Annotated in this window: 23 protein-coding genes; 12 read left to right on the forward strand and 11 right to left on the reverse strand. The window is 33.6% G+C overall.

All coding sequences use genetic code 11. The annotated features are described in order from the left end of the window. Positions 1–191: 191 nt before the first annotated feature. Positions 192–626 carry a ribose 5-phosphate isomerase B gene (gene rpiB, locus IV513_RS00995; RefSeq protein WP_209388650.1) on the reverse strand — a complete coding sequence of 145 codons (435 nt, stop codon included), beginning with the start codon at positions 624–626 and terminating at the stop codon, positions 192–194. A gap of 10 nt (positions 627–636) precedes the next feature. Further along, positions 637–2,217, reverse strand: a complete 1,581-nt coding sequence (locus tag IV513_RS01000) for a DUF4139 domain-containing protein (protein ID WP_209388651.1) — start codon at positions 2,215–2,217, stop codon at positions 637–639. Positions 2,218–2,812: 595 nt separating this feature from the next. On the opposite strand from IV513_RS01000, the gene pgk reads away from it, so the two are divergent. After that, positions 2,813–4,003 carry a phosphoglycerate kinase gene (gene pgk, locus IV513_RS01005; RefSeq protein WP_209388652.1) on the forward strand — a complete coding sequence of 397 codons (1,191 nt, stop codon included), beginning with the start codon at positions 2,813–2,815 and terminating at the stop codon, positions 4,001–4,003. Positions 4,004–4,206: 203 nt separating this feature from the next. Here the strand turns inward: pgk and IV513_RS01010 are convergent, their stop codons facing one another. From IV513_RS01010 to IV513_RS01035, 6 genes are all read right to left on the reverse strand, one after another. Then, entirely contained in the window at positions 4,207–5,028 is an 822-nt protein-coding gene (locus tag IV513_RS01010) for a class I SAM-dependent methyltransferase (RefSeq protein ID WP_209388653.1), read from the reverse strand. A 78-nt stretch (positions 5,029–5,106) separates the two neighbouring features. Beyond that, on the reverse strand, positions 5,107–6,969 hold the full coding sequence (mnmG, locus tag IV513_RS01015; protein ID WP_209388654.1) for a tRNA uridine-5-carboxymethylaminomethyl(34) synthesis enzyme MnmG: 1,863 nt from the start codon (positions 6,967–6,969) through the stop codon (positions 5,107–5,109). A 200-nt stretch (positions 6,970–7,169) separates the two neighbouring features. Continuing rightward, entirely contained in the window at positions 7,170–7,577 is a 408-nt protein-coding gene (ybeY, locus tag IV513_RS01020) for an rRNA maturation RNase YbeY (RefSeq protein ID WP_209388655.1), read from the reverse strand. Positions 7,578–7,580: 3 nt separating this feature from the next. Next, the gene (locus IV513_RS01025; RefSeq protein WP_209388656.1) at positions 7,581–9,737 is read right to left on the reverse strand and encodes a patatin-like phospholipase family protein; all 2,157 of its coding nucleotides are present in this window, start codon (positions 9,735–9,737) and stop codon (positions 7,581–7,583) included. 4 nt (positions 9,738–9,741) lie between these two features. Beyond that, complete coding sequence (locus IV513_RS01030; RefSeq protein WP_209388657.1) at positions 9,742–12,189, reverse strand: bifunctional UDP-N-acetylmuramoyl-tripeptide:D-alanyl-D-alanine ligase/alanine racemase; 2,448 nt, start codon at positions 12,187–12,189, stop codon at positions 9,742–9,744. A gap of 70 nt (positions 12,190–12,259) precedes the next feature. Beyond that, the gene (locus IV513_RS01035; protein WP_209388658.1) at positions 12,260–12,844 is read right to left on the reverse strand and encodes a thymidine kinase; all 585 of its coding nucleotides are present in this window, start codon (positions 12,842–12,844) and stop codon (positions 12,260–12,262) included. Between the two features lie 60 nt (positions 12,845–12,904). Here IV513_RS01035 and IV513_RS01040 point away from each other — a divergent pair, with 60 nt between their 5' ends. The 11 genes from IV513_RS01040 (at position 12,905) to IV513_RS01090 (ending at position 23,220) form a co-directional block, all read left to right on the forward strand. Beyond that, positions 12,905–14,260 (forward strand): hypothetical protein, encoded by a 1,356-nt coding sequence (locus IV513_RS01040; RefSeq protein WP_209388659.1) that lies wholly within the window; start codon positions 12,905–12,907, stop codon positions 14,258–14,260. A gap of 2 nt (positions 14,261–14,262) precedes the next feature. Further along, positions 14,263–14,934: a 16S rRNA (cytidine(1402)-2'-O)-methyltransferase gene (gene rsmI, locus IV513_RS01045; RefSeq protein ID WP_209388660.1), complete on the forward strand. Its 672-nt coding sequence runs from the start codon at positions 14,263–14,265 to the stop codon at positions 14,932–14,934. Positions 14,935–14,980: 46 nt separating this feature from the next. Then, positions 14,981–15,724, forward strand: a complete 744-nt coding sequence (gene fabG, locus IV513_RS01050) for a 3-oxoacyl-[acyl-carrier-protein] reductase (protein WP_209388661.1) — start codon at positions 14,981–14,983, stop codon at positions 15,722–15,724. 244 nt (positions 15,725–15,968) lie between these two features. After that, positions 15,969–17,171, forward strand: coding sequence for a hypothetical protein (locus IV513_RS01055; protein WP_209388662.1), 1,203 nt, complete (start codon positions 15,969–15,971; stop codon positions 17,169–17,171). Between the two features lie 19 nt (positions 17,172–17,190). Then, on the forward strand, positions 17,191–17,697 hold the full coding sequence (locus tag IV513_RS01060; protein WP_209388663.1) for a hypothetical protein: 507 nt from the start codon (positions 17,191–17,193) through the stop codon (positions 17,695–17,697). Between the two features lie 11 nt (positions 17,698–17,708). Next, a complete protein-coding gene (locus tag IV513_RS01065; RefSeq protein ID WP_209388664.1) occupies positions 17,709–18,665 on the forward strand; it encodes a DUF6175 family protein in 957 nt (318 codons plus the stop codon). A 21-nt stretch (positions 18,666–18,686) separates the two neighbouring features. Further along, positions 18,687–19,640 (forward strand): hypothetical protein, encoded by a 954-nt coding sequence (locus IV513_RS01070; protein ID WP_209388665.1) that lies wholly within the window; start codon positions 18,687–18,689, stop codon positions 19,638–19,640. 259 nt (positions 19,641–19,899) lie between these two features. Then, complete coding sequence (locus IV513_RS01075) at positions 19,900–20,649, forward strand: (Fe-S)-binding protein (protein WP_209388666.1); 750 nt, start codon at positions 19,900–19,902, stop codon at positions 20,647–20,649. Between the two features lie 11 nt (positions 20,650–20,660). Further along, positions 20,661–22,046: a lactate utilization protein B gene (locus IV513_RS01080; RefSeq protein ID WP_209388667.1), complete on the forward strand. Its 1,386-nt coding sequence runs from the start codon at positions 20,661–20,663 to the stop codon at positions 22,044–22,046. Further along, a complete protein-coding gene (locus tag IV513_RS01085; protein WP_209388668.1) occupies positions 22,039–22,626 on the forward strand; it encodes an LUD domain-containing protein in 588 nt (195 codons plus the stop codon). The genes IV513_RS01080 and IV513_RS01085 overlap by 8 nt, the downstream gene beginning before the upstream one ends. A gap of 9 nt (positions 22,627–22,635) precedes the next feature. Then, a complete protein-coding gene (locus tag IV513_RS01090; protein ID WP_209388669.1) occupies positions 22,636–23,220 on the forward strand; it encodes a nucleosidase in 585 nt (194 codons plus the stop codon). On the opposite strand, the gene IV513_RS01095 is transcribed toward IV513_RS01090, so the two are convergent. The 3 genes from IV513_RS01095 to IV513_RS01105 all read right to left on the reverse strand — a co-directional run bounded on the left by IV513_RS01095 (position 23,217) and on the right by IV513_RS01105 (position 25,940). Beyond that, the gene (locus IV513_RS01095) at positions 23,217–23,702 is read right to left on the reverse strand and encodes a type II toxin-antitoxin system death-on-curing family toxin (protein ID WP_245168823.1); all 486 of its coding nucleotides are present in this window, start codon (positions 23,700–23,702) and stop codon (positions 23,217–23,219) included. The genes IV513_RS01090 and IV513_RS01095 overlap by 4 nt on opposite strands. Positions 23,703–23,704: 2 nt before the next feature. After that, positions 23,705–24,730 (reverse strand): DNA-binding protein, encoded by a 1,026-nt coding sequence (locus tag IV513_RS01100; RefSeq protein WP_209388670.1) that lies wholly within the window; start codon positions 24,728–24,730, stop codon positions 23,705–23,707. 169 nt (positions 24,731–24,899) lie between these two features. Next, a complete protein-coding gene (locus IV513_RS01105; RefSeq protein ID WP_209388671.1) occupies positions 24,900–25,940 on the reverse strand; it encodes a GMP reductase in 1,041 nt (346 codons plus the stop codon). Positions 25,941–26,116 lie beyond the last annotated feature (176 nt).

A 26,116-nucleotide genomic window follows, 5' to 3' on the forward strand; every position in this document is an offset into this window, starting at 1 on the left:
ATTCAAACAGAAATTTGATACTAATATCCTATAAATTTAAAACAAAAAAGTGGAGAAGGAGAAATAAACTTTCTGTCCGAATTTTGAAAGTTTTATGGAATCAACAGTTTGGTAATAACCGTTGGACGATGCAAATATACACAATAAAAAATAAATAAGGCTTGCAAACTGAATTACAAGCCTTTATATATTTAGCAGAATGCTATTTTATCAACTCTGTTTTGGTGTCTTCCGCCTTCAAATTCCGTTGTAAGAAAAGTTTTTGCAATTTCTAAAGCAAATTCTTTCGCTACAAATCTTGCGGGCAAAGCGACCATATTTGCATTATTATGCTGTTTTGATAGCGCTGCAATTTCCGGCATCCAGGCTAAAGCACAACGAATTCCTTGATGTTTGTTGGCGGAGAGCTGAACTCCCTGTCCGCTTCCGCAAACTAAAATCCCCAATTCATTTTCTCCTTTTTCTACAGAAGAAGCTGCAGGATGTACAAAATCGGGATAATCTACACTTTCCAAAGAATGAGTTCCAAAATCTTGAATTTCAAACTCATCCTGTAATTGCTGTTTCAGATATTCTTTATATTCAAAACCCGCATGGTCTGCTGCTATTGCAATTTTTCTTTTCATTTTTACTATTTTACTTAATATCCAGAATTATTAATTCTTTTGGCAAAGTTACGTTAAATCCGAAAGAAATTTTCTTTGTTTCGTTAGGTTTTATATTCAAATTCCAGATTAGGAAACCAGAACTTGGGTCATAATCGGCTTTATCCGGATTTGTTATCTGTATTTTAATTTTTTCATCTGTAGAAAGTGGTACTTGGTCTTTCAATTCCAGGTTTATCGCTGTATTTTTGTTATTTTTAACTGTAATTTCATAAGCATAAAATTCAGTTTTTTCTTTATCACCTAAACTTTTAGTTTCTTTTTTTATTAATTCCCTTTTTGTAAGCACGTTGGGATCACTTCCCAAACTAATCATCATTTCATTACTAAGCTGATTGGCATCTATCATTACCGTTCCAGTCTGCGTACCGTCCATATAAATATCGGCATTTCCCGGAAGGAAATTGTATTTGGAATAATCTTTTATAGAAGCCAGAAGAAAAGTTTTAGTTTCAGTTTTTGGAGTCGAAAAATATTTGTAAGTAGTGCTTACCTCAAATTCATTTAACTCTTCAGTAACCTGAACATCGGAAGGAATCACTACATTTTTATCCAAACTGATTTCTGTTTTCATTGTTTTCTGCGAAAATCTGGGCCTTCCCATGATTGCAACTTCCTGAACGCTTACATTTTTTACGCTTTTGTCTATTTGAGGTTTTTGAAATGCTTGGTTAGAAACATAATAATCTCTTTCAGTTCTTAGAAACCAACGATCGAGCTCATAAGGTTTATCTTCTCCGTTGAAGCTTCCGTTGATTAATTTTATAGGAATATTTCTTAATTCTAAACCTGTATTCTGACGAATTTTTGCATTATAACTAATCTTTAATGGAGTTGTAATTCCATTAGATTTTATTGTATAGGAAGGAGCCCAATATGCATCTTGAATAAGTTGGTTCACATCAAAATTCACATGCTGTTTTTTGTCGCTGTTTACCAGAAGAACAATAGTATTATTCATTCTGTTATTAACTTCCTGAGAAGATTCATATCTTTTATTTTCAAGTTTGGAAATTCTGGATTTACTATCATTAATCTTTGTCTGGAGATTAGTTTCTTCCTTGAACAAATCCTTAAGATTAATTTTATTATAATCTATAAGTTTGCTAATTTCAGCAGGCGAGGGGTTCTCCAATGTCTGGTTTTTTCTGATGATATCCAGAGAATTTTTAGTAAGAACCAAATCCTGATCCAATACTTCATTCAGTTTTTTATAATAGTTGATGCTATCGTTAATCTGATCATTTTTGTTACTACTTTTTAATTTTGAGGAATAAAAAGATAAATTGTTATTATAATATTCGTACCGAAGAATATTTATTTTTTTGTCGGTTTTGAAATTAGAAATATCTGTAACACCATTTTTCCCGAAATCATTTACGATAACATAATTTTTCCCCGGAAGGAGATTTGCAGAGAAAGAATGTCTTACAAATCCTCCGCTAGAATAAATTTTAACTTCTTTTATTGACGAAGCAGTGGTAACAAAATTTTCTTGAGAATAGACATTAATTGTAAGAAATGAAAATAATAACCATTTGATTTTCAGCATAATTTAATCATTTAAAAGACTATAATTTAAAAAATTTCACTATTGTTAATTAAACCCTAATAAAATGTTAAAACAATTGTGAATAACTGTGGAAAACTTTGTTAAAAATAATGTTTTTTTGTATCCGAAAAATCCGTAATGCAAGATATTTTCAAAAAATTCAAAAAAGTTTTTCAGAACTTTTTTTTGGGTATTCTTATTTTTTTCCATAGAAAAATTATCAGGAATGATAGTGGTAGATAAGTTATCCATAATTGTTGATAAATACCAAAATCATCAGATTTACAACCTTTTATATTGTGAGTTATATCTGAATTTCAAAACGTATCTCTGTGGTAAAGTTTATAGCAGAAACTTATCCCCGAAACTCACAATACTCAACAACAGTATTCAATTTCTTTTATTAAAAAAAAGAAAGATAATGTTGATTAATGAATGAACGGGAAAGAAAAACTTTTTAATAACTTTTAATGTTTTCAATTCCGGACGAAAATTTAAAATCTTACATTTGTGAAAGTAAAATTCAAAAAAATTCAGATCTTCTGTACAGACAATTTTATTTTAAAAAAATATAACACATACAATATTTTAAATAATGAAAACAATTAACGATTTTAATTTTCAGGGAAAAAAAGCTCTAGTAAGAGTAGATTTTAATGTTCCTCAAGACGAACAGCTTCATGTAACCGATAATACCAGAATTGTTGCGGTAAAACCTACTGTAGACAAAATATTGGCTGATGGTGGTTCTGTTATTCTTATGGCGCATTTGGGAAGACCAAAAGGAGAAGTAAAAGATGAATTTTCATTAAAACATATTGTAGACGAAGTTTCTAGTGTTTTAGGTAAAGAAGTTAAGTTTGTGGAAGATTGTGTAGGTGAAAAAGCTGAGAAAGCGGCTTCTGAATTGAAAGCTGGAGAAGTTCTTTTGCTTGAAAATCTGAGATTTCATAATGAAGAAGAAAAAGGGGATAAAGATTTTGCAGAAAAACTGTCTAAATTAGGAGATGCTTATGTAAATGATGCTTTTGGTACTGCACACAGAGCTCATGCTTCTACAGCGGTAATTGCTGATTTTTTTCCATCAACTAAATTTTTCGGTTTGCTAATGGCTAAAGAGCTTCAGGCTATTGATAAAGTTCTTAAAAGTGGAGAAAAACCTGTTACAGCCATATTGGGAGGTTCTAAAGTTTCAACCAAAATTACAATTATAGAGAATATTTTGCCCGCTGTAGACAATTTAATTATCGGTGGAGGAATGTCTTTTACTTTTATTAAAGCATTAGGCGGTAAGATTGGTAAATCTATTGTTGAAGATGATAAACTGTCTTTGGCATTAGAGATTTTGGAGAAGGCCAAACAACATAATGTAAAAGTTTATTTGCCTACTGATGTTATTATTGCAGATGATTTCAATAATGAAGCAGATAGAAAAGAATGTGATATCTACGAAATTCCAGAAAATTGGCAAGGTTTGGATGCAGGCCCGAAATCCAGAGAAATTTTTAATGATGTATTGCTTAATTCAAGAACGATTCTTTGGAACGGTCCTATTGGAGTTTTTGAAATGTCTAATTTTGCGGCTGGAACAGTTGCATTGGGAGAAAGTATTGCAGAAGCGACTCAACTTGGTGCTTTCTCTTTAGTGGGAGGAGGAGACAGTGTAGCGTTTGTTAAGCAATTTGGCTATGATGATAAAGTAAGCTATGTTTCTACCGGCGGTGGAGCAATGCTTGAAAGTTTAGAAGGATTGGAGCTTCCCGGAGTTGCAGCCATTAATAAATAATTTTTCTACATAAACTATAAAAACCGACAAAATTTTGTCGGTTTTTATTTTGTAAGTTTAAGGAAAAAATTTTTAAACGATTCTCAGCGGCTTTAATTGAAATCCAAAAAAGTTTAATTTTTTAATAATTTTGAATTTTACTGACAAGTTTTGAACAAATTAATTAAAAATTGGCTTTCAGAATTGTATCAAAAATCGATTTTCTACTTTTTTTCGATAATATATATCAAACTAGAAAATTCATTCGAAAATGATGCTTTTACGTTAGAAATCGTTCCGTGAACTATTGCTTTTAGCCAAAAAAGAGGTGATTTTTTATATTTTTCGCTTAACATCGAGATATAAAATGAATCTAGTATCAATGGTTTTATTTTTCTGAGTTTCCAGTTTGATTTTTTTGAAATTAGATTTTCCATACCATTTTTAGAAAAATGATAGATGTGTCTTGGTACATCATAAGCTGCCCAATATTCTTTATAATGTTTGGCATCATAAGAAGTAGGATTGGGAACAGCAATTATCAGAAGTCCTTTCTCTTTTAATTTCTTATTAAAAATATCCAGCATTTCTTCCTGATTTTCTATATGCTCAAAAACATGCCACAGGGTTATTGCATCTAAGGTATTATTTTCAATAATATCCAAATCGTTTAAAATTTTAGCTTTTGAAATTTTATTTTCCGCAGATTTTCTTGCGTCATCGTTGGGCTCGAATCCGAAAGTTTCAAAATCATTTTCTATAAATTTTACAAATTCGCCTGCTCCGCAACCATAATCCAAAACTTTTGAACCTTTTTTAATACGCTCTGAAAGAATATTTTTTTTGTATTTTAGATTAAATGATTGCAAAAACTTATACAATTTTTCTTTTAAACTTCCAGAATCCTGATGATGAGAAATATAATCTTCACTCTCATAATATCTCGAAATATTAGATGGAATAGGGGAGGTTTTGAAAACTCCTTTTGTATCTGTTTCTATAATTTCAAATTCTTCCTGAGTAAGAAAATGGTCTTTTATTTTCATTATAAATTATATTTTAAACAAAAAGAACAATGTTAATTATCATTGTTCTTTATAATGTTTCACGTGAAACATATATTTTTATTTAGCTAAATAAACCAATAAAACATTGATGTCTGCAGGAGAAACACCACTTATTCTTCCGGCTTGAGCAACAGTTTTTGGTCTTACATTATTCATTTTTTGTTTTGCTTCGGCAGATAGACTTGAAATTTTTAAATAATCAAAATCTTCCGGTATTTTTACATTTTCTAAGCGGTTAAGCTTTGCAACATTTTCTTTTTCCTTTTCTATATAACCTTTATACTTGATATTTACTTCGGCCTGTTCTCTAACTTCATCATCAAATTGAGAAGAAAATTCTCTAATTACATCGATTTCATCCAGTTTATCTAAGGTAATATTGGGTCTTGTAAGAAACTGTGATGCTCTGTAAGCCTGATCTACAGGATTGCTTTCAATGCTTTCTAAAATAGGATTTATTATACCAGGTTTTAAAGAAGTTTCACGTAAAAAAGTTTCAAGTTCCTGACTTTTTTCTATTTTTTGTTCCACTTTTTTGAGTCTTTCTTCTTTTGCTAATCCCAGTTGAAATGCTTTTTCAGTTAATCTGATATCTGCATTATCCTGTCTTAAAAGAAGTCTGTATTCTGCTCTTGAAGTGAACATTCTGTAAGGTTCTTCGGTACCTTTGGTAATTAAATCATCAACCAGAACGCCAATATAAGCTTCATCTCTGCTTAGGATGAATTCTTCTTTGTCTTTAACCTTATTATGAGCGTTAATCCCTGCAATTAAACCCTGTCCGGCTGCTTCTTCATATCCTGTAGTTCCGTTTATTTGTCCTGCAAAATATAAATGATCAACCAATTTTGTTTCTAATGTATGCTTTAGCTGAGTAGGAGGGAAGTAGTCATATTCGATAGCATAACCGGGACGGAAAACTTTTACGTTTTCAAAGCCCGGAATGTGTTTCATTGCTTTTATCTGTACATCTTCCGGAAGCGAAGAACTGAATCCGTTTACATAAATTTCTACGGTTTTCCATCCTTCTGGTTCTACGAAAAGCTGGTGTCTGTTACGTTCTGCAAAGCGGTTTATTTTATCTTCAATACTTGGGCAGTATCTTGGTCCTAAACTTTGAATTGTACCATTAAACATTGGACTTCTGTCAAATCCTTCACGTAAAATATCGTGTATCGTTTCATTAGTATAAACGATATGGCAGCTTAACTGCTTGGTTAATTTAGGAGTATCTAAATAACTGAATTTTTGAGGATTTTCGTCACCTTTCTGCTCTTCCATTTTAGAATAATCTAGGCTTCTTCCATCTACTCTTGGAGGAGTTCCTGTCTTCATTCTACCAGCTTCGAAACCTAATGAAACCAATTGTTCAGTAATTCCGAAAGCTCTAGGTTCACCCATTCTTCCACCGCCTAGCTGTTTATCTCCTACGTGAATTAAACCATTTAGGAAAGTACCGTTGGTAAGAACTACAGATTTGGATCTTATTTCAATTCCTAATGAAGTTACGACTCCCGCAGCCTTTCCATTTTCTATAATAAGTTGCTTTACCATATCCTGAAAAAAGTCAAGATTTGGAGTGTTTTCTAATGCTAAACGCCATTCTTCTGCAAATAACATTCTGTCATTTTGTGTTCTTGGAGACCACATTGCAGGACCTTTGGATAGGTTAAGCATCTTAAACTGTATGGCAGATTTATCTGCAACAATACCGGAGTAGCCACCCATTGCATCGATTTCTCTTACAATTTGCCCTTTTGCAATACCTCCCATTGCCGGGTTACAGCTCATCTGTCCTATGGTCTGCATATTCATTGTTACCAATAAAGTTTTAGAACCTAGATTAGCGGCGGCTGCAGCTGCCTCACATCCTGCGTGACCGGCACCCACAACGATTACATCATATATCTCTGAAATCATATTTATTGCTTATTTTAAAGCCTTGAATTTTATATTTTTTATAAATGTTTCACGTGAAACATTGTAGTAATTTACAAGCAGGAATGTGCTTGCGCAGGGTTTTTAGCCCCGATTGTAGCATTTGTTTGAGCTCATTTTCTTTGCAAAAGAAAATAGCGAGTGCGGAAAGCGGGATGAAGCTCCAAAAAACACAGTTAATATTATTTGTATTTTTCGAGATAAAAATCTTCTTTACTCCGCATTAACTTTTCTTCTTCTTCTTTTTTATCTTTATAACCGCAAAGATGAAGAATTCCATGAGCTAAAACTCTCCTCAGTTCTTCTTCATAATCTTTCAATAGAGTAGAGGAGTTATCGGAAATGCGCTGCAAAGATACAAAAATATCACCGCTAATGGTTTTACCCTTTACATAGTCGAAGGTAATGATATCTGTAAAGTAATCGTGCTGCAAATAGTCTTGATTTACTTTAAGCAAATATTCATCATTACAGAATATGTAATTAATTTCACCGAGTTTTTTTTCTTCTGAAAGAATTACTTCTTCCAGCCATTGTTTATAATTTGCATTAACAATTTCTGTAATGTCTTCGTAAAAATACTGTATCATCGTTTAAAACCAGTGTCCTAAAATTACACTGAATATACCTTTTTGATTATTTTTGAGTGAGTGACTAAAATTGATTTTTATCTGTCCGAATGGTGATTTGTATCCGGCAGTAATCCCAGCAGAACTGTAATTGAGTTTTACCGCATCTTCGAAACTGATGTCATCTGATAAATTGGCAAATGAAAAATTTCCCGTAATGAAATAGTTTTTATTGAAATTAAACTGTAAGTCATTAGATATTAAAACTACATTATTAGAAGATAACTGTGCGAAATAGAAACCAGAAAATGATTTAAAATTAACTATATTCTGTTCGAAGATTCCTCCTAATCTATATCTGTAAAAATCGGGTGTATTTTCTCCAATAGTTATTCCTCCGTATAAATTAAGTCTAAATGCAAATTGTTTGGACAACGGAACATTTATTCTAATATCTGCTTGTACCTGAACTATTCTTTTATCTACTTCAGATTTCATGAGATCTATCACCTTACCTTCTGCATTGATATAGATACCTCGGGTAGCAAAATCTTTATCATTTTGGGTATCGCTTTTTAGGAAAACATAAGGATTTATAAATCTGCTGTATTTTTTCACAAATGTATTAGACTCACCTACAAAATAGTCGTGGCTTATACCACCTCCTATAGCAAACTTATCTTTCCATGTAGACTGAATGTAAACTTCATTCCTTAGCCAGTCCCAATTCTCTTTATTGTAATTGCTTTCATCTTTTATATCGAAGCTCATGCCTGAAGAATACAATCCAAATCCTGGAATATAACCGTTATCTACAAAGTAATTTAAATAATATCTGGGTTTATCTCCTACGATTACATCAAAAGAAAGGTTAGAGTTTTTAAACAATAATCTTTTTGCGGAATAGTTGAGTAACAATCCGGTTTTAAAAATTTCATCATAATGCAAACCTACTTTCAAAAAATGTCTTGCTTCATCTTCACTTACATATAATTTCAGATAGTTTGAATTATTTTCTGAAACAATATCATAATTAATAAAACGATAGTTATTGGTAGCAATAAGCTTATCTATGCCTTTATTAATGTTTCCATAGGTTTGTAAAGAGGGGAAATGCAGTCCCATTTTCCCTAAAACATAGTTTTTACCGTAAATACGGCTTCCATCGATATAAAGACTATCAATCTTATAGACGTTAGAAAATACGGGATTTACGGTCTGTCTAAGGCGTTCAAAATTTCTTTTAGGTAGCTGGTTAAGTATTTCGGTATATTTTAACCCTTCAACATAACCACTGTCTAATATTTTTTTCTTGTCATCATAGCTAGTGGAAGTCATGCCATCAAGGTTGGGCTTGATATTAATATCGGTATATCTATATTGCCTTTTTGTATCTTTTTTAATTCCGAAGTCTATAATCTGGTTTAGAATTGAGATAATATTGTTTAAATCTTCACGTTTGGATAAATCCTGATTGAGATCTACACCAATAACGATATCAATTCCTTTATCTTTAAGAGGTTTTGATGGATAATTTACTGTCATTGCCCCATCAATATAAATACTGTCTCCAATTTTTACGGGATCCATTAAGGAAGGAAAGGCAGAACTTGCCATGATAGATTGTACGAGATCACCTTTCTCAAAAATTTCCATATTTCCACTTTCTAGATTAGTTGCTACGCACATAAACGGAATAGGAAGTTTAGAAAAATCGTCGATATTAGATACATTTTTAAACAATTCTTTAAGCAAGTACACATTTTTCTGTCCAGAACTAATGGAGGATGGAAGTGTTATTTTACCGTTTTGTAGAGGAATAGAAAATAAATATTTATCTACAGACTTGTTAAAAAATGTACTTTCTTTTCTGGATTTAGGATCTCTGATGAGAGAGTAGAAATCGGTCTTCATCACAATTTTCTCGATATCTTTACCGGTATATCCGGCGGCATACAATCCTCCAACAATAGCTCCCATGCTGGTTCCGGATATGTAGTCTACTTTTACCCCAAGAGAGTCTAAAACTTTAAGAACACCAATATGAGAAAAACCTTTTGCACCGCCACCCGCAAGAGAAAGACCAATTTTAGGATTAGCAGGTATTTTCAGATTTTTTTTAACCTGAGAATGAATCGTAATTAATGAAAGCAGAAAAATTAAAGTCAGAATTTTTCTCATACGTTTAATCTTTTATATAAATCCTTTTCACACGGGGTGAAATGGATGTTAAAACTTCATAAGTGATGGTTTTGCAATATTCTGCAAACTCTTTAAGTGATGGTTTTGCATTGAAAATGGTTACAGAATCTCCTTCTTTAACAGTGTTGATATGATCTATATTAATCATCATCATATCCATACATACATTTCCTACAATAGGAGCTAATACTTTATGAATACCTACATTTCCTGCCATATTTCCTATTAAACGAGGAATTCCATCTGCATATCCTACAGGGATGGTCGCAATTTTGGTAGGATGATCTGTCTTAAATTTTCTGCTATAACCAACAGATTCTCCGTTTTCTACCAAAGAAATCTGAGAAATAACTGTCTTAAAACTTACTACCGAACGTAGTTGTTTCTGTATCTCGGTGTTGGATGATTCACCAAGCATTCCTATACCAATTCTCACCATATCGTACTGATAATCTGTATAATTGGTGATTCCTGAAGAATTTAGAATATGTCTAATAGGCTTATATCCAAGTTTATTTATTAAATAGCTCGAATTTTCCTCAAAAACCTCCAGTTGATGTAAAGTAAAGTCTTTCTCATTGGGTACATCAGAAGACGATAAATGACTGAAAATACTTTGAACTTTTAAATTTGTATTAATTAAAGTATTACTTAATTCATCGAGTTCAAATTTTTTAAAACCAAGGCGATGCATTCCCGTTTCCAGTTTAATATGGACAGGATATTTTTTATCGTAGCCGGATTTCTGAACTGCTTCATAAAACAACTCTAAAACTCTGAAACTATAAATTTCTGGTTCCAAATTGTATTCTATTACCGTTTCATAACTGTGCTGTTCAGGGTTCATAACGATAATAGGAACGGTAATTCCTTTTTTTCTAAGTTCTACTCCTTCATCTACAAATGCAACACCCAGATAATCAATATGATGATGCTGAAGAAATTCGGAAATTTCATAACTTCCTAATCCATAAGAATTTGCCTTTACCATTGCCATCATCTTAGTAGATGTTTTCAGCAGAGATTTATGATAATTAATATTATGAAGCAGAGCATTGAGGTTGATTTCCAAAACCGTATCATGCTTACGGAGTTCCAGAATATCTTTTATTCTTTCAATTTCAAATTTTCTTGCACCTTTCAGAAGAATAATTTGATTTTCAAGATCATTAAGATACTTACTATCAATAAGTTCCTGAGTGTTAATAAAAGTGAAAGTTTTAGCTTTGAAAAGTTTATGAAATTCGCTTATTTCATTGCCGATTAAAAATACACAATCGAAGTTTTGATCGTTTACCAAATCGGCAACCTCTTCGTAAAGCTCATTAGCATTGGTATTCACTCCAATAATATCCGTTAAAACAAGAGATTTTTCTGGCTTTCTATATTCATTCAGAAATTGCAAAGCAGTTTTAAGCGAATCCAAATCCAGGTTGAACGAATCATTAATAATAATATTCTTTTTAACTCCCTCAATCGCTTCAAGTCTCATCTCAACAGCTTTCAGGGCATTAATTTTTTCTACTATTTTTTTATTATCAAGTCCGAGTTCTTTCAAAACAGTTACCAGTGCCAAAGCATTGGACAGAGTAGCTTCATCTCTCTGATGGACCGGGAAAGAGATTTCCTCATCAAAATATTGTATTACAACATCTTCATTTTTGGAAATTCCAATTTTATAATGAACATTATTCAAGTTTTTAAATCCGTATGATATTAATTTTTTACTTGAATATATTTCTCTTATCCTTTTAGAAACCAAATCATTATCGCCGTTATAGATAATGACCTCAGAATGTTTAAAAAGCTGTATTTTTTCATCTATAAGCTCCTCTTCCGAATTAAAATTGGCAAGATGAGCAGTTCCTATATGGGTAAGCAAACCAATCTGGGGATGGAAAATATTTTCCAATTTTTCCATTTCATGAGGTTTGGAAATTCCCACTTCAAAAATTCCGAGCTGGTGAGAATCGTTAATTTGAAGAAGAGAAAGCGGCAACCCGATTTGAGAGTTGAAGCTTTTAGGGCTTTTTACAGTTGAAAATTCATTCCAAAGACATTGATAGAGCCATTCTTTTAAAATGGTTTTTCCGTTACTGCCTGTAATTCCTACCGATTTTAGATGAGCATTTTCGAAATGATATTTGGCTAATTTTTGAAGAAATTCCACCGAATTTTCAACAATTATCCAGGTGATATTCTCAAATTGTGGGAAATGATGCTCAGAAATAATCACTTTTATACCTCTGTCAATGGCAGATTCAATGAATTTTTCACCAGAATTTTTATGAGTATTGATGGCAATGAAAGCAGTATTTTTTGTTGAATATATAATTCTGCTGTCAAAAGCAATGTTTTTAATTAATAAATTACCATCTCCAATAACTTTTGCATTGGAAATTTCTGCGATTTGATGTGCTGTATAATTCATTTATATCTTTCCCTTCATAAATTAAAATATCGGCTTCTCAATTTCTAAAGAAATACGGTTTTTACAAATATTATTTTTTGTTTAAAACTTCATCTACAAAAACTCTTCTGCTCACAGCATCGTAAGCTTCTGTTTCTCCGAGTTCTACAAGATTTTTACCCGAAGAAGTTCTCATAGAATAATTGGCAAGATTTCCTGTTCTTCTACAAATTGCATGCACTTTCGTTACATATTCTGCAGTTGCCATCAGATTGGGCATGGGTCCGAAAGGTCTTCCTAAGAAATCCATATCCAATCCTGCAATAACTACACGTATTCCGTTATTTGCCAGTTGATTGGCTACATCTACAATGCTTTCGTCGAAAAACTGAGCTTCATCTATTCCCACCACATCACAATTGGAAGCCAAAAGAAGAATTTCGTTGGGATTTTCTACCGGTGTACTCCGTATTTTGGTTTGATTATGAGAAATTACATCATCTTCGGAGTAACGCACATCAATTTTTGGTTTAAAAATCTCCACATTCTGTCCTGCCATTTCTGCTCTTCTCAGCCTCCGAATGAGCTCTTCAGTTTTTCCGGAAAACATTGAGCCACAAATAACTTCCATCCAACCGCTCTGTTTGGAATGATTAATTGTATTTTCTAAAAACATTTGTTAAATTAGCCGTAATATTTTAATATCAAAAGTAAGCAATTTTAATAAGAATCTACGATGCAGAACATTCAAGATTTAAAGGATAAAATTTTTTCCGAATCCCAGATTATCATTCAAAATCTTAACGGAATAAATAATGTAGACGAACTGATTTCTAAGCATGGTCTTGCAGACGATCTTGCAGAAAAGATTTCTTTTTTAAAACTTCTCAATAAAAATCTGGAAAATTTTGGCAATATTCCGGCTTTTCAACAGCAAAATTACTTCAATCCTAATGAAGAACTGGAAGAAGAGGCTATTTTCAACAATGAGCTGAACGAAATAGGCAGCAATTATTCGGAAGAAGAAGTTCATTCCGAACCAAAAGAAGAGCAGGCAATTTTCAATCATCAGATTAATGAAATTATTGAAAGCGATCTTCATGAAGAACTTGTAAATTTTGTTGAAGAGAATGCTCCGGAAGAAGTACCGAATTTTGTATCCGATGAAATTTCTGATCATTTGGAGGAAGAAGCAGCATTCAATAATGAACTTAATGAGATTGATGAAGAGGAAGATTTGAGCAGCAATCCTTTGCTTAGCTTTGTAGATGAAGAAAGAATTCTTGCAGATTCTGAACCCGAAAATGATTTTACAGAAGAAACAGTTATAGAAAATAAGCAAGAAGAAGAAATTGTTCATGATAATTTTACTGAACTTGATGAAGAAGAAGAAAATTCATTAGAAATAGATTTTTCGGATGATAATTACAAAGAGGAAGATATTTTAGTGGAGGAAAGTCAGGAACATTACAGTTCCGACGCTGCAAAACTTAATCAGGAAGAAATTATTTCGGAAAATTCTAATGTAGAAACTATTTTAGATGAAATTAAGAAAGATGTTGATAATGAAGAATATCCATCTTCTGAAAAAGGAAAAATAGTGGATATTGAAAGACCAGTTTCAGAAACTCTGCACGAAACTCCACCTTCAGACCAAAATTTCGAAAATACTGAAGCAGATAAAAAAGAACATAAGATAAAACTTGCCAATATAAGAGGTCTGAAAACTATACAGACACTTTTTGATGATGATCCGCTCGAAAGAGATGTTGTGCACGAAAAAGTAGAAATTCCTACCGTGAAAGAAGATACAGGAAGTTTAATTAAAACAAATATTCCTACAGATTTCATGGAAGCTGAAAAACCGAGACAAGAATTCAGACTAGATCTCAACGATCGTCTTGCTTTTACCAAAACACTTTTTGGAGGAAGCCAAACCGACTTAAATAATGCTATTTCTGAGCTTAACAGATGTAAGAATATTGAAGAAGCCAAAGAATATCTCAGCGATCTTTATTACGATAAAAAATGGGATAAGGTGGATGAATATGCACAGAGACTTTGGTTGTTGGTAGAAAATAAATTTATGTAGTTTTGAGCGGAATACTGTATTTTGTTCCCACTCCGGTTGGGAATTTAGAAGATATGACTTTCAGAGCCATCAGAATTCTGAAAGAGGTAGATTATATTCTCTGTGAAGATACCCGCACTTCGGGAATTTTACTGAAGCATTTTGAAATAGCTAAACCTCTGAAATCGTATCATTTACATAATGAACATCAGGCTACAGAAAAAGTAATTTCTGATCTTGAAAACGGACAGAATATAGCAATTATTACCGACGCCGGAACACCGGGGATTTCAGATCCGGGTTATCTTTTGGCTAAAGCGGGTTCAGACCATAATATCGAAATGATTTGTCTGCCCGGAGCGACTGCTTTTGTTCCTGCACTTGTGGTTTCGGGATTGCCCAATCACGATTTTTATTTTGCAGGATTTCTTCCTCAAAAAAAAGGTAGACAGACGAAACTAAAGCAATTGGCAGAAGAAAAAAAGACTATTGTTCTTTATGAAAGTCCTCACAAAATCAATACAACCTTAGAGCAGATTAAAGAATTTTTTGGAGAAGAAACAAGAGTGAGTCTGAGTAGAGAAATTTCTAAAAAATTTGAAGAAACCAAACGTGGGACAATCAATGAGTTAATAGATTTTTCTAAAAGTAAAACTTTAAAAGGAGAGATTGTTCTGATTGTGAATAATTCTTAAAGTATTATTTTTGCCATAATAAATTTAGAAACATTATTAAAAATATATGGGGTTATTAGAAGGTAAAGTTGCCATTATTACAGGAGCAACGCGAGGAATTGGAAAAGGTATTGCTGAAGTTTTTGCAAAAGAAGGTGCAAAAATAGCATTTACTTATGCCGGTTCTGTTGATAAAGCAAACGAATTAGAATCAGAATTAAGTAAGATTACAGAAATAAAAGGTTACCAGTCTGATGCATCCGATTATGATGCTGCCCAAAAACTTGTAGACGAAGTTATGGCACAGTTCGGGAAAATAGATATTTTAGTGAATAATGCAGGTATTACAAGAGATAATCTGTTAATGAGAATGTCTAAAGAAGATTGGGATACAATTATTAAAGTTAATTTAGATTCAGTTTTCAATTTGACAAAAGCGGTAATTAAACCGATGATGAAGGCAAAATCCGGATCAATTATCAATATGACTTCTGTTGTGGGCGTGAAAGGTAATGCAGGACAAGCTAATTATGCAGCTTCCAAAGCCGGAGTAATTGGTTTTTCAAAATCTATTGCTCTAGAATTAGGTTCTAGAAACATTAGATGTAATGCCATCGCACCAGGTTTTATAGAAACTGAAATGACTGCAGCTTTAGATGAAAAAACAGTACAAGGTTGGAGAGACGGAATTCCTTTGAAAAGAGGAGGTCAGCCAGAAGATGTGGCAAATGCATGTGTATTTTTAGGAAGTGAAATGTCTTCATACATTTCCGGGCAAGTGCTGAATGTTGATGGAGGAATGTTGACTTAAGTAATCGATAAATTGAAATTCATTAAATAAAATGATATTCTAAATTACTCGAAATAAATAACTTTTTGTAAATGAAAAATACCGCGAATGCGGTATTTTTTTTTGTGTTCAGCTTTTCTATTTTTGCTCCAAATAACCATAGATTTTATCATCAATTCTACTCTCCAATTTATCTAAGTATTTAATTTTAGATTAGTTATTGGCGTTAGAATAAAACATAAAACAATTAAAAAAACTAATAACCATGAGAAACACAGCTATTATTGTAGTGTTTTTTCTTGTTTCTTTTATAAAAGGACAAGAAGAACAAAAAGATTTAAAATATAGGAGAATTTCCTTGTATACTGTAATGATAGACAAGCCCGACTTGCCATACGGTAATGAAATAAAAAGGAATTTTGAATCCAGCCCTATACCAGACAAATTTAACGATCACAACTTAGGTAAACGTGTTTACAATTTAGGAGAATTGCCTTCCAAAGACCAATTGGGAAATGAAGATTTATTAAATGCAATTGCTCGCGATATGGTGGCAAAATGGTTTAATAGATCAGCTAAAGGTGGATTTAATATGAATTTGGTAAAAGAAAGAGGGAGTTATGATGCTTCCGCTTTAGATGTTGCAACTGCAAAAGCTAGCCAAAGAGGTTTAGATTTATTATCCGATGCAGGAGAAGAGTTAATAGGAAAAACGTTTGTTCTTATCAATGAATTTCGTTATACAAATAAAGAAGAGGTTGCCAAAAAAGCAAATAGCTGGCTAAATATAGCAGGAGCTATTGGCGATTATGCGGGAGTATCTAACGCTTCTACAGTAACATCATTGGTAGGTACAGGAGCTACAATTGCAGGAAAAGGATATATTGTAAAAACTAATGCTCACCTGTACCAACTTGTTTGGGATGAAGAAACAGCAGCAAAGTTTTACAACGATTATTGGGCAGATGATAAAACCATAACCAAAGAAAAGAAAAAAGCATTTGACGAATGCAAAATATTCAAATTAAAATATATCGGGACAGATAATTCTTGGGCAGATGTGCAATCTACTGTTTTTACCAACAAAAAAGAGGAACAACTTGTAGAAAGAGCCACAATAAAATCTATCGATAATGTAATTGTAAAATTACAAAAAAACCATGATGAATTTAAGACAAAAACGCCTATTTATACAGTAGATCCTATCTCGGCAAAGATTGGTCTTAAAGAAGGATTAAGTAAAAAATCTGTTTTTGATGTTATAGAACAACAAATTGACGAAAACGGGAAAACAAAGTACGTACAAGTAGGTACAGTAAAGGTTGACACTAATTATCCAATTTGGGATAACCAATATGGTGCATCAGAAGATAATCCAGACAGCTCAGCAGACAGAACTTATTTTAAGAAAGTTAGAGGAAAAGATTTTTTCCCTGGGATGTTATTGGTACAGAGAAAAGGTAAATAATTAAAATACAGATAGAAAAATGCAAAAAGTAATAATTGTTTTTACTCTTATAATCTCGAACATTTTTTTTGGACAAGCAAGAAAGAAAGCCGAAAGAGATACAGAACAGTGGAGATATGAAGTGGAGTGCGCAGGTACAGGTGCAGAAGGAACTTATTTGGTGAAAGTTTGGTCTTATTCTAAAAGAGGAAATGTAGCGATAGAACAAGCGAAAAAAAATGCTGTACATGGGGTAGTTTTTAAAGGATTTGTTGGTAATGGTAGAGATTGTATCACCCAAAAAGCTTTAGCTACCAATCCAAATATTGAAGTGGAACAAAAAGCCTATTTTGATAATTTTTTCGAAGATGGAGGAAAATATATAAAATATGTGAATGTATCTTCTGATGGTAATATTGATGCAAAAGATAGAATGAAAGTAGGAAGAGAATATAAGATTGGTATTGTGGTATCTGTAATGAAAGATGCTTTGAGAAAAGATTTGGAGTCTGCAGGTGTAATAAGAGGTTTATCTTCTGGATTTTAAAAAACGGAAACATGAAAAAGCAAATTTTGAATATTTTTTATACGGCTTTAATGGTATTTTTTACCCTTAATCTAAATGCTCAGGCAAAAAAACCTACCATTATGGTTGTACCCAGCGACAATTGGTGTGAGCAATACGGGTTCATGGAGTCTTTTAAAAATCAGGGGAGTATAGATAAAATACCAAACTATAAAAGAGCGTTACAGGAAAATACCGAGTTGTTATTAGTAATTAGTAAAATAAACTCTTTAATGGCAGACAGAGGTTTTCCATTAGTAGATTTGGAAACAGCAGTAAAAAACATTAGTTCAGAAAGTGCTGAAGATGCTGTTCTTACCTCAAAATCTGGAGCTTCAGTTTCAGAATCACCAATTGATCGATTACGAAAAGTTGCAAAGGCAGATATTATTATGCAGATTACCTGGAAAGTAAATACTACAGGGCCAAAAAAATCTATAACATATATTCTAAGAGGATTAGATAATTATTCTAATAAACAAATTGCAAGTTCAGAAGGAACCGGAGCTTCTTCCTTTTCCTCAGAATTACCTGTTCTTTTAGAAGAAGCAGTCGTGAGTAATATTGATGTTTTTAATTCGAAATTGCAAAGCCATTTTGATGATATGTTTGCCAATGGAAGAGAAGTTGTACTCAAAATAAAAAAATTCGACTCTTGGAACAACGATCTAGAAACAGAATATGAAGGAAAAGAGCTGGGAACTATTTTAGAGGAATGGGTTAGCGATAATTCTGTTAAGTCTAGATTCAGTACCGAAACGGCAACCGATAATCAAATGGTATTTACACAAGTAAGAATTCCAATGTTTGATGATAAGGGAAAAGCACTAGATGCGAGAAAACATTTTAGAAAACTTCAAGATTTCTTAAAAGCAGCACCTTTTAATATTACAAGTAAACTTGTTATGAAAGGTCTAGGAGAAGTTACAATTATTTTAGGTGAAAAATAATAAATATTAAAATTGAATTTTATGAAAAATACACTAAATATTTGTTTTGTTTTATTGATTTTATCAGGAATTTCAAACTTGAATTATGCTCAAGCTTCAAAAAGCCCAGAATATTTTCCTTTATCTGTTTATATAGACCCTGAAGTTACAGAACAAAATAATGAAGCTTATACCGTATTAGAGAATAAACTAAAACAAATTGTTTCTTCTAACGGTATTACCAATTCATCATCAAGATTTGTTCTAACAGCCAATTCGAATATTCTAACAAAAGATGTTTTGGGAACCGCACCATCTACATTTGCATACACTTTAGGGATAAACTTTATAATTGGTGATGGAGTAGAGGGCAATAAATTTGCAACAAAATCAGTAACTGTTAAAGGAGTTGGGTCTAATGAAACAAAAGCCATTATCAATGCATTTAAAAATATTAAATTCAATGAGGCAGAATTTCAAAGTTTTGTAGCAAATGGTAAAAAGCAGATAATCAATTATTATAATAATAGATGCAGCTCCGTTTTAAAAGAAGCAAAAATGCTGGAAAATCAAAGTCAGTTTGATGAAGCACTTTATATGCTTACAGGAATTCCCGAATCTTCAAGCTGTTACGACAAAGCATTAGCTTCAGTAGACCAAATGTATAGGAATAAAATTAATGGTGAATGTAAAATTAAACTTGCAGATGCACAAAATTATTGGAATTCTAACCCTACATCCGACGGAGCAAATGTTGTTGCAGAAATTTTATCAGGAATAGATCCCAGAGCAACTTGCTTTAAAGAAGTGAGTGCTTTTGCAAATAAAGTAGGTAAAAGAGTGATAGAAATAGATGGGCGTGAGTGGAAATTTAAGGTAGATAAAGAAATTGGCCTCGAAAAAGACAGACTGAAATCTATAAGAGATATAGGAGTTGCCTATGGACAAGGACAGGCTAAAAATGTTAATTACATTTATAAAACATCTGGATGGTAAGATGATGAAATTGAGAATGAGGAAAGAAACGGAATATAAAGTTCTGTAAATTATAATGGTCGGATTATTTCCGACCATTTTTGTTGTCATTTATTACTAATATGCCTTAAAATAAGTTATCAAATAGTCTCTTGAAATTTTTTTGATGGCAATTATTTTTACTCAATACAAATTGAGATGGGAACGGCTATTTCTTAATTTTTAAAACAGCTTAAACAAATATTAGTTTATAAATTTGAACTTCAAATTATAATAAATAATGAAAGTAGCCTTATTTATTCCCTGTTATATAGATCTAATTTATCCTAATGTAGGCATTGCCACTTTGGAGTTGTTAGAGAAATTGGGTGTAGAAGTAATAGTACCACTTCAGCAAACATGTTGCGGACAGCCAATGGCCAACGAGGGAGACCAAAAGCATTCTGTGAGAACAGAAACCCAGTTTTGTGAAAATTTTAAAGACCTCGATTTCGATTATATTGTTGGGCCGGCAGGCAGTTGCGTAAAGCACGTTAAATTTCATATGGATGCCATTCCTCAGACCGATACCGTAACGCAAATACGTCACAAAACCATAGAACTGGTAGAGTTTATCCACGATGTTCTCAAAGTCAAAGATTTTCCGTGGGCAGATTTTCCGCATACCGTTGCTATCCACAACTCCTGCAGCTCTATCCGTGGGCTCCACGTAGCATCCCGTTTTGAGTGGCAAGAGCCTTACTTCAACAAAACTGAAGATCTTTTGAAACAAGTGTCCGGCGTTAAAATAGAAACCATAGACCGACCAGAAGAATGTTGCGGTTTTGGCGGTACGTTTTGTGTAACCGACGAAGCCGTGAGTGCCAAAATGGGTCAGGATAAAGTTGCAGATTATACCAAACATGAGGTAGAATATGTGGTTTCGCCAGATATGTCTTGTCTGATGCATCAGGAAGGGATTGCAAAACGAGAAAAATCGAATCTTAAGTTTGTACACATTGCTCAGGTTCTTAATAACGGACCTTTTTAATTAAATCAACAATGGGAAGAATTAATATAGAAGATAACGCACGCAAATTCATCAAGCAGGATGATATACACGAAGCGGCGCACGATAAAAATCTTTGGAATGCCGTGATGAAACGGGGCAAAGTGGCATCCGAAATCCCGGAGTGGGAAGAGCTAAGAAATCTGGCCTCACAAATCAAAGAACATACACTTACGCATCTCGATCATTATATTGATGAGTTTGTGACGAAGGCAGAAGAAAATGGCATCAAAGTTCATTTTGCCAAGGATGCCGATGAGCATAATGCCATTGTGTATGATATTCTGAATTCTCATGATGTAAAACGCATCATCAAAAGCAAATCGATGCTGCAGGAAGAATGTGGCATGACGCCCTTCCTCGAGAAAAAAGGAATCGATGTTCTGGAGACCGATTTGGGCGAAAGGATTCAGCAGCTTTCCAACGAAAGACCAAGTCATATTGTGATGCCGGCTATCCAGAAAACAACCGATGACATTGCCAAACTATTTGCAGAAAAGATAGGAACAGATCCCAATGATAATGACGAAAACTCTCTTACCGAAGCGATGCGGAATAATGCCAGACCAAAGTTTCTTGTCGCTGATGCAGGGATGACCGGTGCCAATTTCGCCATTGCAGAGACAGGTAGTTTTGTCGTTTGTACCAACGAGGGAAATGCCGACCTTACCGCAAGCATTCCGCCGTTGCATATTGCCAGTATCGGTATAGAGAAAATTCTGCCGAAGAAAGAAGATTTGGGTGTGTTTATCAGACTATTATCAAGAAGCGCTTTGGGAACACCCGCCACACAATACACTTCGCATTTTTCGGGACCGAGAAAAGGGACAGAAATGCATGTGGTTTTAACAGATAACGGACGTAGCAAAAGGCTTTCTTTAGACAAGTTTTGGGAGTCTCTAAAATGCATTAGATGTGGTGCTTGTATGAATGTTTGCCCTGTTTACAGACGTAGCGGAGGCTTATCTTATGGCGCAACATATTCCGGGCCAATCGGGATCATTTTGGATCCTACATTCGATATGGATATGTATTCTGAGTTGCCATTCCACTCTTCGCTTTGTGGTTCTTGTACCGAGATTTGTCCGGTTCATATCAATATTTCTGATCAGATTCTGGAATGGCGAAAAGTAATGATGGAAAACAAAAAAACACCATTCGGAAGAAGATTGGCATTTGCCGCAGCCGACCGTTTGTTGGGTAGCCCAAAAGCTTTTGAGAAAATGGAAAAAACAGCATTTAACATGCTTAATATTTTACCAAAATCTTTATTAGAAAACAGCACGTTAGATCCTTGGGTAGAAGACAGAGAACTGCCGGAGGTAAAGAAAGAAACTTTTAGAGATTGGTATAAGAAAAACAGATCAAAAAATGACTAAAGAAGAGTTGCTAAATAGCGTAAAGGAGAATCTTGCCAACAGAGAAAAAGTGGATTATCCTTTTGTTCCGGATTTCAAAAAAGCCGATGTTAAACTAAAAGAGCTGTTCGAAAAAAATGCAAAATTGGCGGCAGTCGATTATTATGATATCAGTTCTGTTGCAGAAGCTCAGGAAATTATGCGAAATAAACTTCCTGATGCCAAGGTGATATGCTCTGCAACACAAGAGTGGCAAGGTAACAAAGATATTAATGTGCAAAAACCTGCAGATCTTAATGATGTAGATTTGGGTATCTTCCGAGCAGAATTTGGTGTGGCAGAGATGGGAATGGTTTGGATAACCGAAAAATCTTTGGTCACAGATTCTATGGGATTTTTGTCTCAACATTTGGCAGTTTTGCTAGATACGGATGATATTACCGAGAATATGCATACTGCTTACAAGATTGCCAATTTCCCGGATGCTCATTACGGATGCTTTATGATGGGACCTTCTGCAACGGCAGACATTGGTGCAGTATTGGTTCGTGGTGCGCAGGGTGCGAGGACATTAACGCTTTTCTTCCTAAAAAAGCCTTAGTGTAAGGATATGATTATCAATCAAAAAGAATATAAAAATGTATTGCTCGTTTTTGCCTTAGAGTCAGAAGCGGGCAAAGCATTTGATGATTTTAACAAGCTATTTGTAGGCATAGGAAAAGTAAATGCTGCCTATCATTTGACGAAAGCCATTGTAGATAACAAACCCGATTTGATTATCAATCTTGGGACAGCAGGAAGCACCAAATTTGATAGAGGAAGCGTGGTAAATTGCACCCAGTTTATCCAAAGAGATATGGATGTTCGGGCTTTGGGTTTTCAGAAGTTTGAAACACCTTTTTCCGATGATCCAGTGATATTGGATTATGGTTTAACCATAGAACATTTACCAAAAGGGATTTGCGGTTCGGGCGATCAATTCGAAATAGAGCATACCAACCCAGAATATAATGTTATTGATATGGAAGCGTTTGCGCTTGCAAAGATTTCGGCTTCGGAATCGATTGATTTTCTTTGTTTTAAATACATTTCTGATGGCGCCGATGGAAGTGCTGCCGATGACTGGACAGTAGAAGTTAAAAAAGCAGCGGTTGCGTTGAGAAGAGAGTTGGATAATTATTTTCTTGTGAATTAATATAAATCCCAAAGAGTGTTATTGTCAGCGAGATTAATTCCTACATCCTTGTTAATACTATTTAAAGTATCGAAAATTTTTAATTTTAGTATTTCATCATAATCATCATCATAAATAATAGATGCTATAATATCGTGCAATAATTCTTTACCAATAACATTGTCGGCAACAGCAACAGCAATATTTTCCATTTCTCGAATAAATTTATTCACGATATTTCCAAAACCATTCGTTTGTAAAAAGAAAGCACCTAGAGCAATTGATGTTCGCTTATTACCATCATTGAAAGCATGGAATTTATTGAAACAAAAAACTAAATGTGTGAGTTTATCTTCAAGATATGGATAATATATGTCTTGTTGGATGTGGTATAGTGGACTTTCAATATTGCCTTCATCCTTAATACCTTTATGTCCACCTGAAATATCTAAAATTTTGTCATGAATTTTGATAGCAAATTCTTTAGGGAAATAAAGTAGCATTATTATCTATCTTTTAATCTTTTAAATACATCTTTGTTCTCTTCTAAACGCCTTTCTATTGTCATACTCTGTTCTCCTAAAAATTTTTCAAAATCTTCTTCCGAAACTTCTTTTATGTAGTCCTCTAATTTTTCATGTAAGACATCTCTAAAAGCTAAATCCCGACTAGCCATTTTACTTCTAGCATCTTGTATAGAAGCATACATCATCTTTTCAGCTCTTTTGGAAAAATCATTAAATAAAGAATGTGCTTCTGTAAGAGTTAATTTTCTGCCTTTTTCATTAAAGCAATCTTCTAACTCGACTGCAAAAGCATTTTCATAGTCGGATATAATTCTTAAAATTTCTGTGTAAAAAGTAGAACGAACGCTCTGTTTAGAGTTTAAACGAAGAATTTTTTTATACTCACTCGCATTTTCTTTAAATATACTTTTATATACTTTATCAGTAAGTTGAGAATACTTAAAATTATTCTTTTCAATATAATGATCAATAGCATTTGTAAATTTAGTTCTATAATCAAATTCATCCATAGCAACAAAAAGATATTGTTCTTCTCTTTGATTGATAAATTTTGTATGACCTTGCATTTTTTCATTTAAAACATCTATAACAATGTCCAAAATGAGTGATCGAATTTGCCTAGCTCTCTCAGAATCAGTTAATAACATTCCAAAGTTCAATAAAGCTTTAAATGTAAAAACACCTAAAGATGGAGCTTTATTTAATTCTTCTTTGTAATGAGGATTAATTATTTTGATAAATTCTTCTTTAAATATCTTTAATCGATTTCCAGTAAGAACTTCGTATCCATTTGAAATAATTTCGTCTTCGTTATTTGCTAAAACCCTTTCAATAGTTCTAACGTCAACTTCAAAAAATTCTGAAAGCTGCTGTTTTGTATAACGGAATTTTTTTTCAAGAAGAACTCCAGGAAAGCTTACCGCCTTATATATTTCAGGGATTGCTATATTATTATTTAATACATTTTTTCTTTCAACAGGAGAATTTGTTAAGTCTCTTTTCATATTATTTAGTTTGATGTCTCCGACATCAATGTCGGAGACACACCCTTTTTATTCTTTAATTGTCTGATAATCAACTCTTTAATTAGAGTGGTTTTGATTTATAAAAATACAATAATTATATTTTTAAATGACTGAAAATTAAGGTGTTATTATAGAGCATTCATAAACTTTATCCACCAAAAACCTGATTTTCCTGCTCCTGAACACGGATAAAAGTTGTTCTTTTAGAAAGCTCTTTCAGTTTAGAAGCACCAACGTAAGTACAAGTAGAACGCACGCCGCCCAAAATATCTTTTACAGTCTCTGTCACCGGACCTTTGTAAGGGACTTTCACGGTTTTTCCTTCCGAGGCGCGGTATTCTGCAACACCGCCAGCGTGTTTATCCATCGCAGTTTGAGAGCTCATTCCGTAGAAAAGTCTGTAGGTTTTTCCGTTTTCTGTGATGAGTTCGCCACCACTTTCGTCGTGTCCGGCAAACATACCGCCGAGCATCACAAAATCGGCACCGCCACCAAAGGCTTTTGCCACATCTCCGGGAACTTTGCAGCCGCCATCACCAATGATTTGACCGCCAAGACCGTGCGCTGCATCGGCACATTCTATAATGGCGGAAAGTTGCGGATAGCCGACACCCGTTTTTACACGCGTGGTGCAAACAGAGCCAGGACCAATCCCCACTTTGATGATGTCGGCACCTGCCAAAAGTAATTCTTCTACCATTTCGCCGGTTACCACGTTGCCCGCCATAATGATTTTATCAGGAAAATTCTGACGTGCTTTTTTCACAAACGCTACAAAATGCTCGGAATAGCCATTGGCAACATCAATGCAGAGAAATTCTATTTTTGGGTTGGCTTGCAAGATGGTTTTAATTTTTTCTTCATCGGCCTTTCCTGTGCCTGTACTTAGCGCAATATACTGGTAGAAGTCATCGGGTTTATCTTTCAGAAAATCAGACCATTCCTGAACGCTATAATGTTTATGAACCGCGGTGATAATCTTGTCTTTATAGAGTGCTTCAGCCATCTCAAAAGTACCAACTGTGTCCATGTTGGCTGCAATCAGCGGTGTGCCGCTCCATTTTTTTTGGGTATGAAGAAACGTAAATTCTCTTTCTATCGTCACTTCTGAGCGGGATTTGAGTGTTGATCGTTTTGGACGAAACATCACGTCTTTGAATCCTAATTTAATTTCGTTTTCTATTCGCATATACCAAAATTAGCATTTATTTTTTTGAATATTGGTGATTATGAGAACTGATTTTGACTTGAATAATATGAATAAAATAACCCGTAGTGCATTATAGAAAAGGTTGCTCAAGTAACTAAAAATTAGTATATTGTATTGACTACCAATCAAATACAATTATGAGCAACCTTGAAGCA

It is taken from the genome of Chryseobacterium sp. RR2-3-20, from assembly GCF_017808115.1.
GTDB classification, from domain to species: Bacteria; Bacteroidota; Bacteroidia; order Flavobacteriales; family Weeksellaceae; genus Chryseobacterium; species Chryseobacterium oryzae.

Bases quoted from the DNA above. Each gene is read 5' to 3' on its own strand.
- rpiB (WP_209388650.1), bottom strand. From the start codon at position 626: ATGAAAAGAAAAATTGCAATAGCAGCAGACCATGCGGGTTTTGAATAT.
- IV513_RS01000 (WP_209388651.1), bottom strand. From the start codon at position 2,217: ATGCTGAAAATCAAATGGTTATTATTTTCATTTCTTACAATTAATGTC.
- pgk (WP_209388652.1), top strand. From the start codon at position 2,813: ATGAAAACAATTAACGATTTTAATTTTCAGGGAAAAAAAGCTCTAGTA.
- IV513_RS01010 (WP_209388653.1), bottom strand. From the start codon at position 5,028: ATGAAAATAAAAGACCATTTTCTTACTCAGGAAGAATTTGAAATTATA.
- mnmG (WP_209388654.1), bottom strand. From the start codon at position 6,969: ATGATTTCAGAGATATATGATGTAATCGTTGTGGGTGCCGGTCACGCA.
- ybeY (WP_209388655.1), bottom strand. From the start codon at position 7,577: ATGATACAGTATTTTTACGAAGACATTACAGAAATTGTTAATGCAAAT.
- IV513_RS01025 (WP_209388656.1), bottom strand. From the start codon at position 9,737: ATGAGAAAAATTCTGACTTTAATTTTTCTGCTTTCATTAATTACGATT.
- IV513_RS01030 (WP_209388657.1), bottom strand. From the start codon at position 12,189: ATGAATTATACAGCACATCAAATCGCAGAAATTTCCAATGCAAAAGTT.
- IV513_RS01035 (WP_209388658.1), bottom strand. From the start codon at position 12,844: ATGTTTTTAGAAAATACAATTAATCATTCCAAACAGAGCGGTTGGATG.
- IV513_RS01040 (WP_209388659.1), top strand. From the start codon at position 12,905: ATGCAGAACATTCAAGATTTAAAGGATAAAATTTTTTCCGAATCCCAG.
- fabG (WP_209388661.1), top strand. From the start codon at position 14,981: ATGGGGTTATTAGAAGGTAAAGTTGCCATTATTACAGGAGCAACGCGA.
- IV513_RS01055 (WP_209388662.1), top strand. From the start codon at position 15,969: ATGAGAAACACAGCTATTATTGTAGTGTTTTTTCTTGTTTCTTTTATA.
- IV513_RS01060 (WP_209388663.1), top strand. From the start codon at position 17,191: ATGCAAAAAGTAATAATTGTTTTTACTCTTATAATCTCGAACATTTTT.
- IV513_RS01065 (WP_209388664.1), top strand. From the start codon at position 17,709: ATGAAAAAGCAAATTTTGAATATTTTTTATACGGCTTTAATGGTATTT.
- IV513_RS01070 (WP_209388665.1), top strand. From the start codon at position 18,687: ATGAAAAATACACTAAATATTTGTTTTGTTTTATTGATTTTATCAGGA.
- IV513_RS01075 (WP_209388666.1), top strand. From the start codon at position 19,900: ATGAAAGTAGCCTTATTTATTCCCTGTTATATAGATCTAATTTATCCT.
- IV513_RS01080 (WP_209388667.1), top strand. From the start codon at position 20,661: ATGGGAAGAATTAATATAGAAGATAACGCACGCAAATTCATCAAGCAG.
- IV513_RS01085 (WP_209388668.1), top strand. From the start codon at position 22,039: ATGACTAAAGAAGAGTTGCTAAATAGCGTAAAGGAGAATCTTGCCAAC.
- IV513_RS01090 (WP_209388669.1), top strand. From the start codon at position 22,636: ATGATTATCAATCAAAAAGAATATAAAAATGTATTGCTCGTTTTTGCC.
- IV513_RS01095 (WP_245168823.1), bottom strand. From the start codon at position 23,702: ATGCTACTTTATTTCCCTAAAGAATTTGCTATCAAAATTCATGACAAA.
- IV513_RS01100 (WP_209388670.1), bottom strand. From the start codon at position 24,730: ATGAAAAGAGACTTAACAAATTCTCCTGTTGAAAGAAAAAATGTATTA.
- IV513_RS01105 (WP_209388671.1), bottom strand. From the start codon at position 25,940: ATGCGAATAGAAAACGAAATTAAATTAGGATTCAAAGACGTGATGTTT.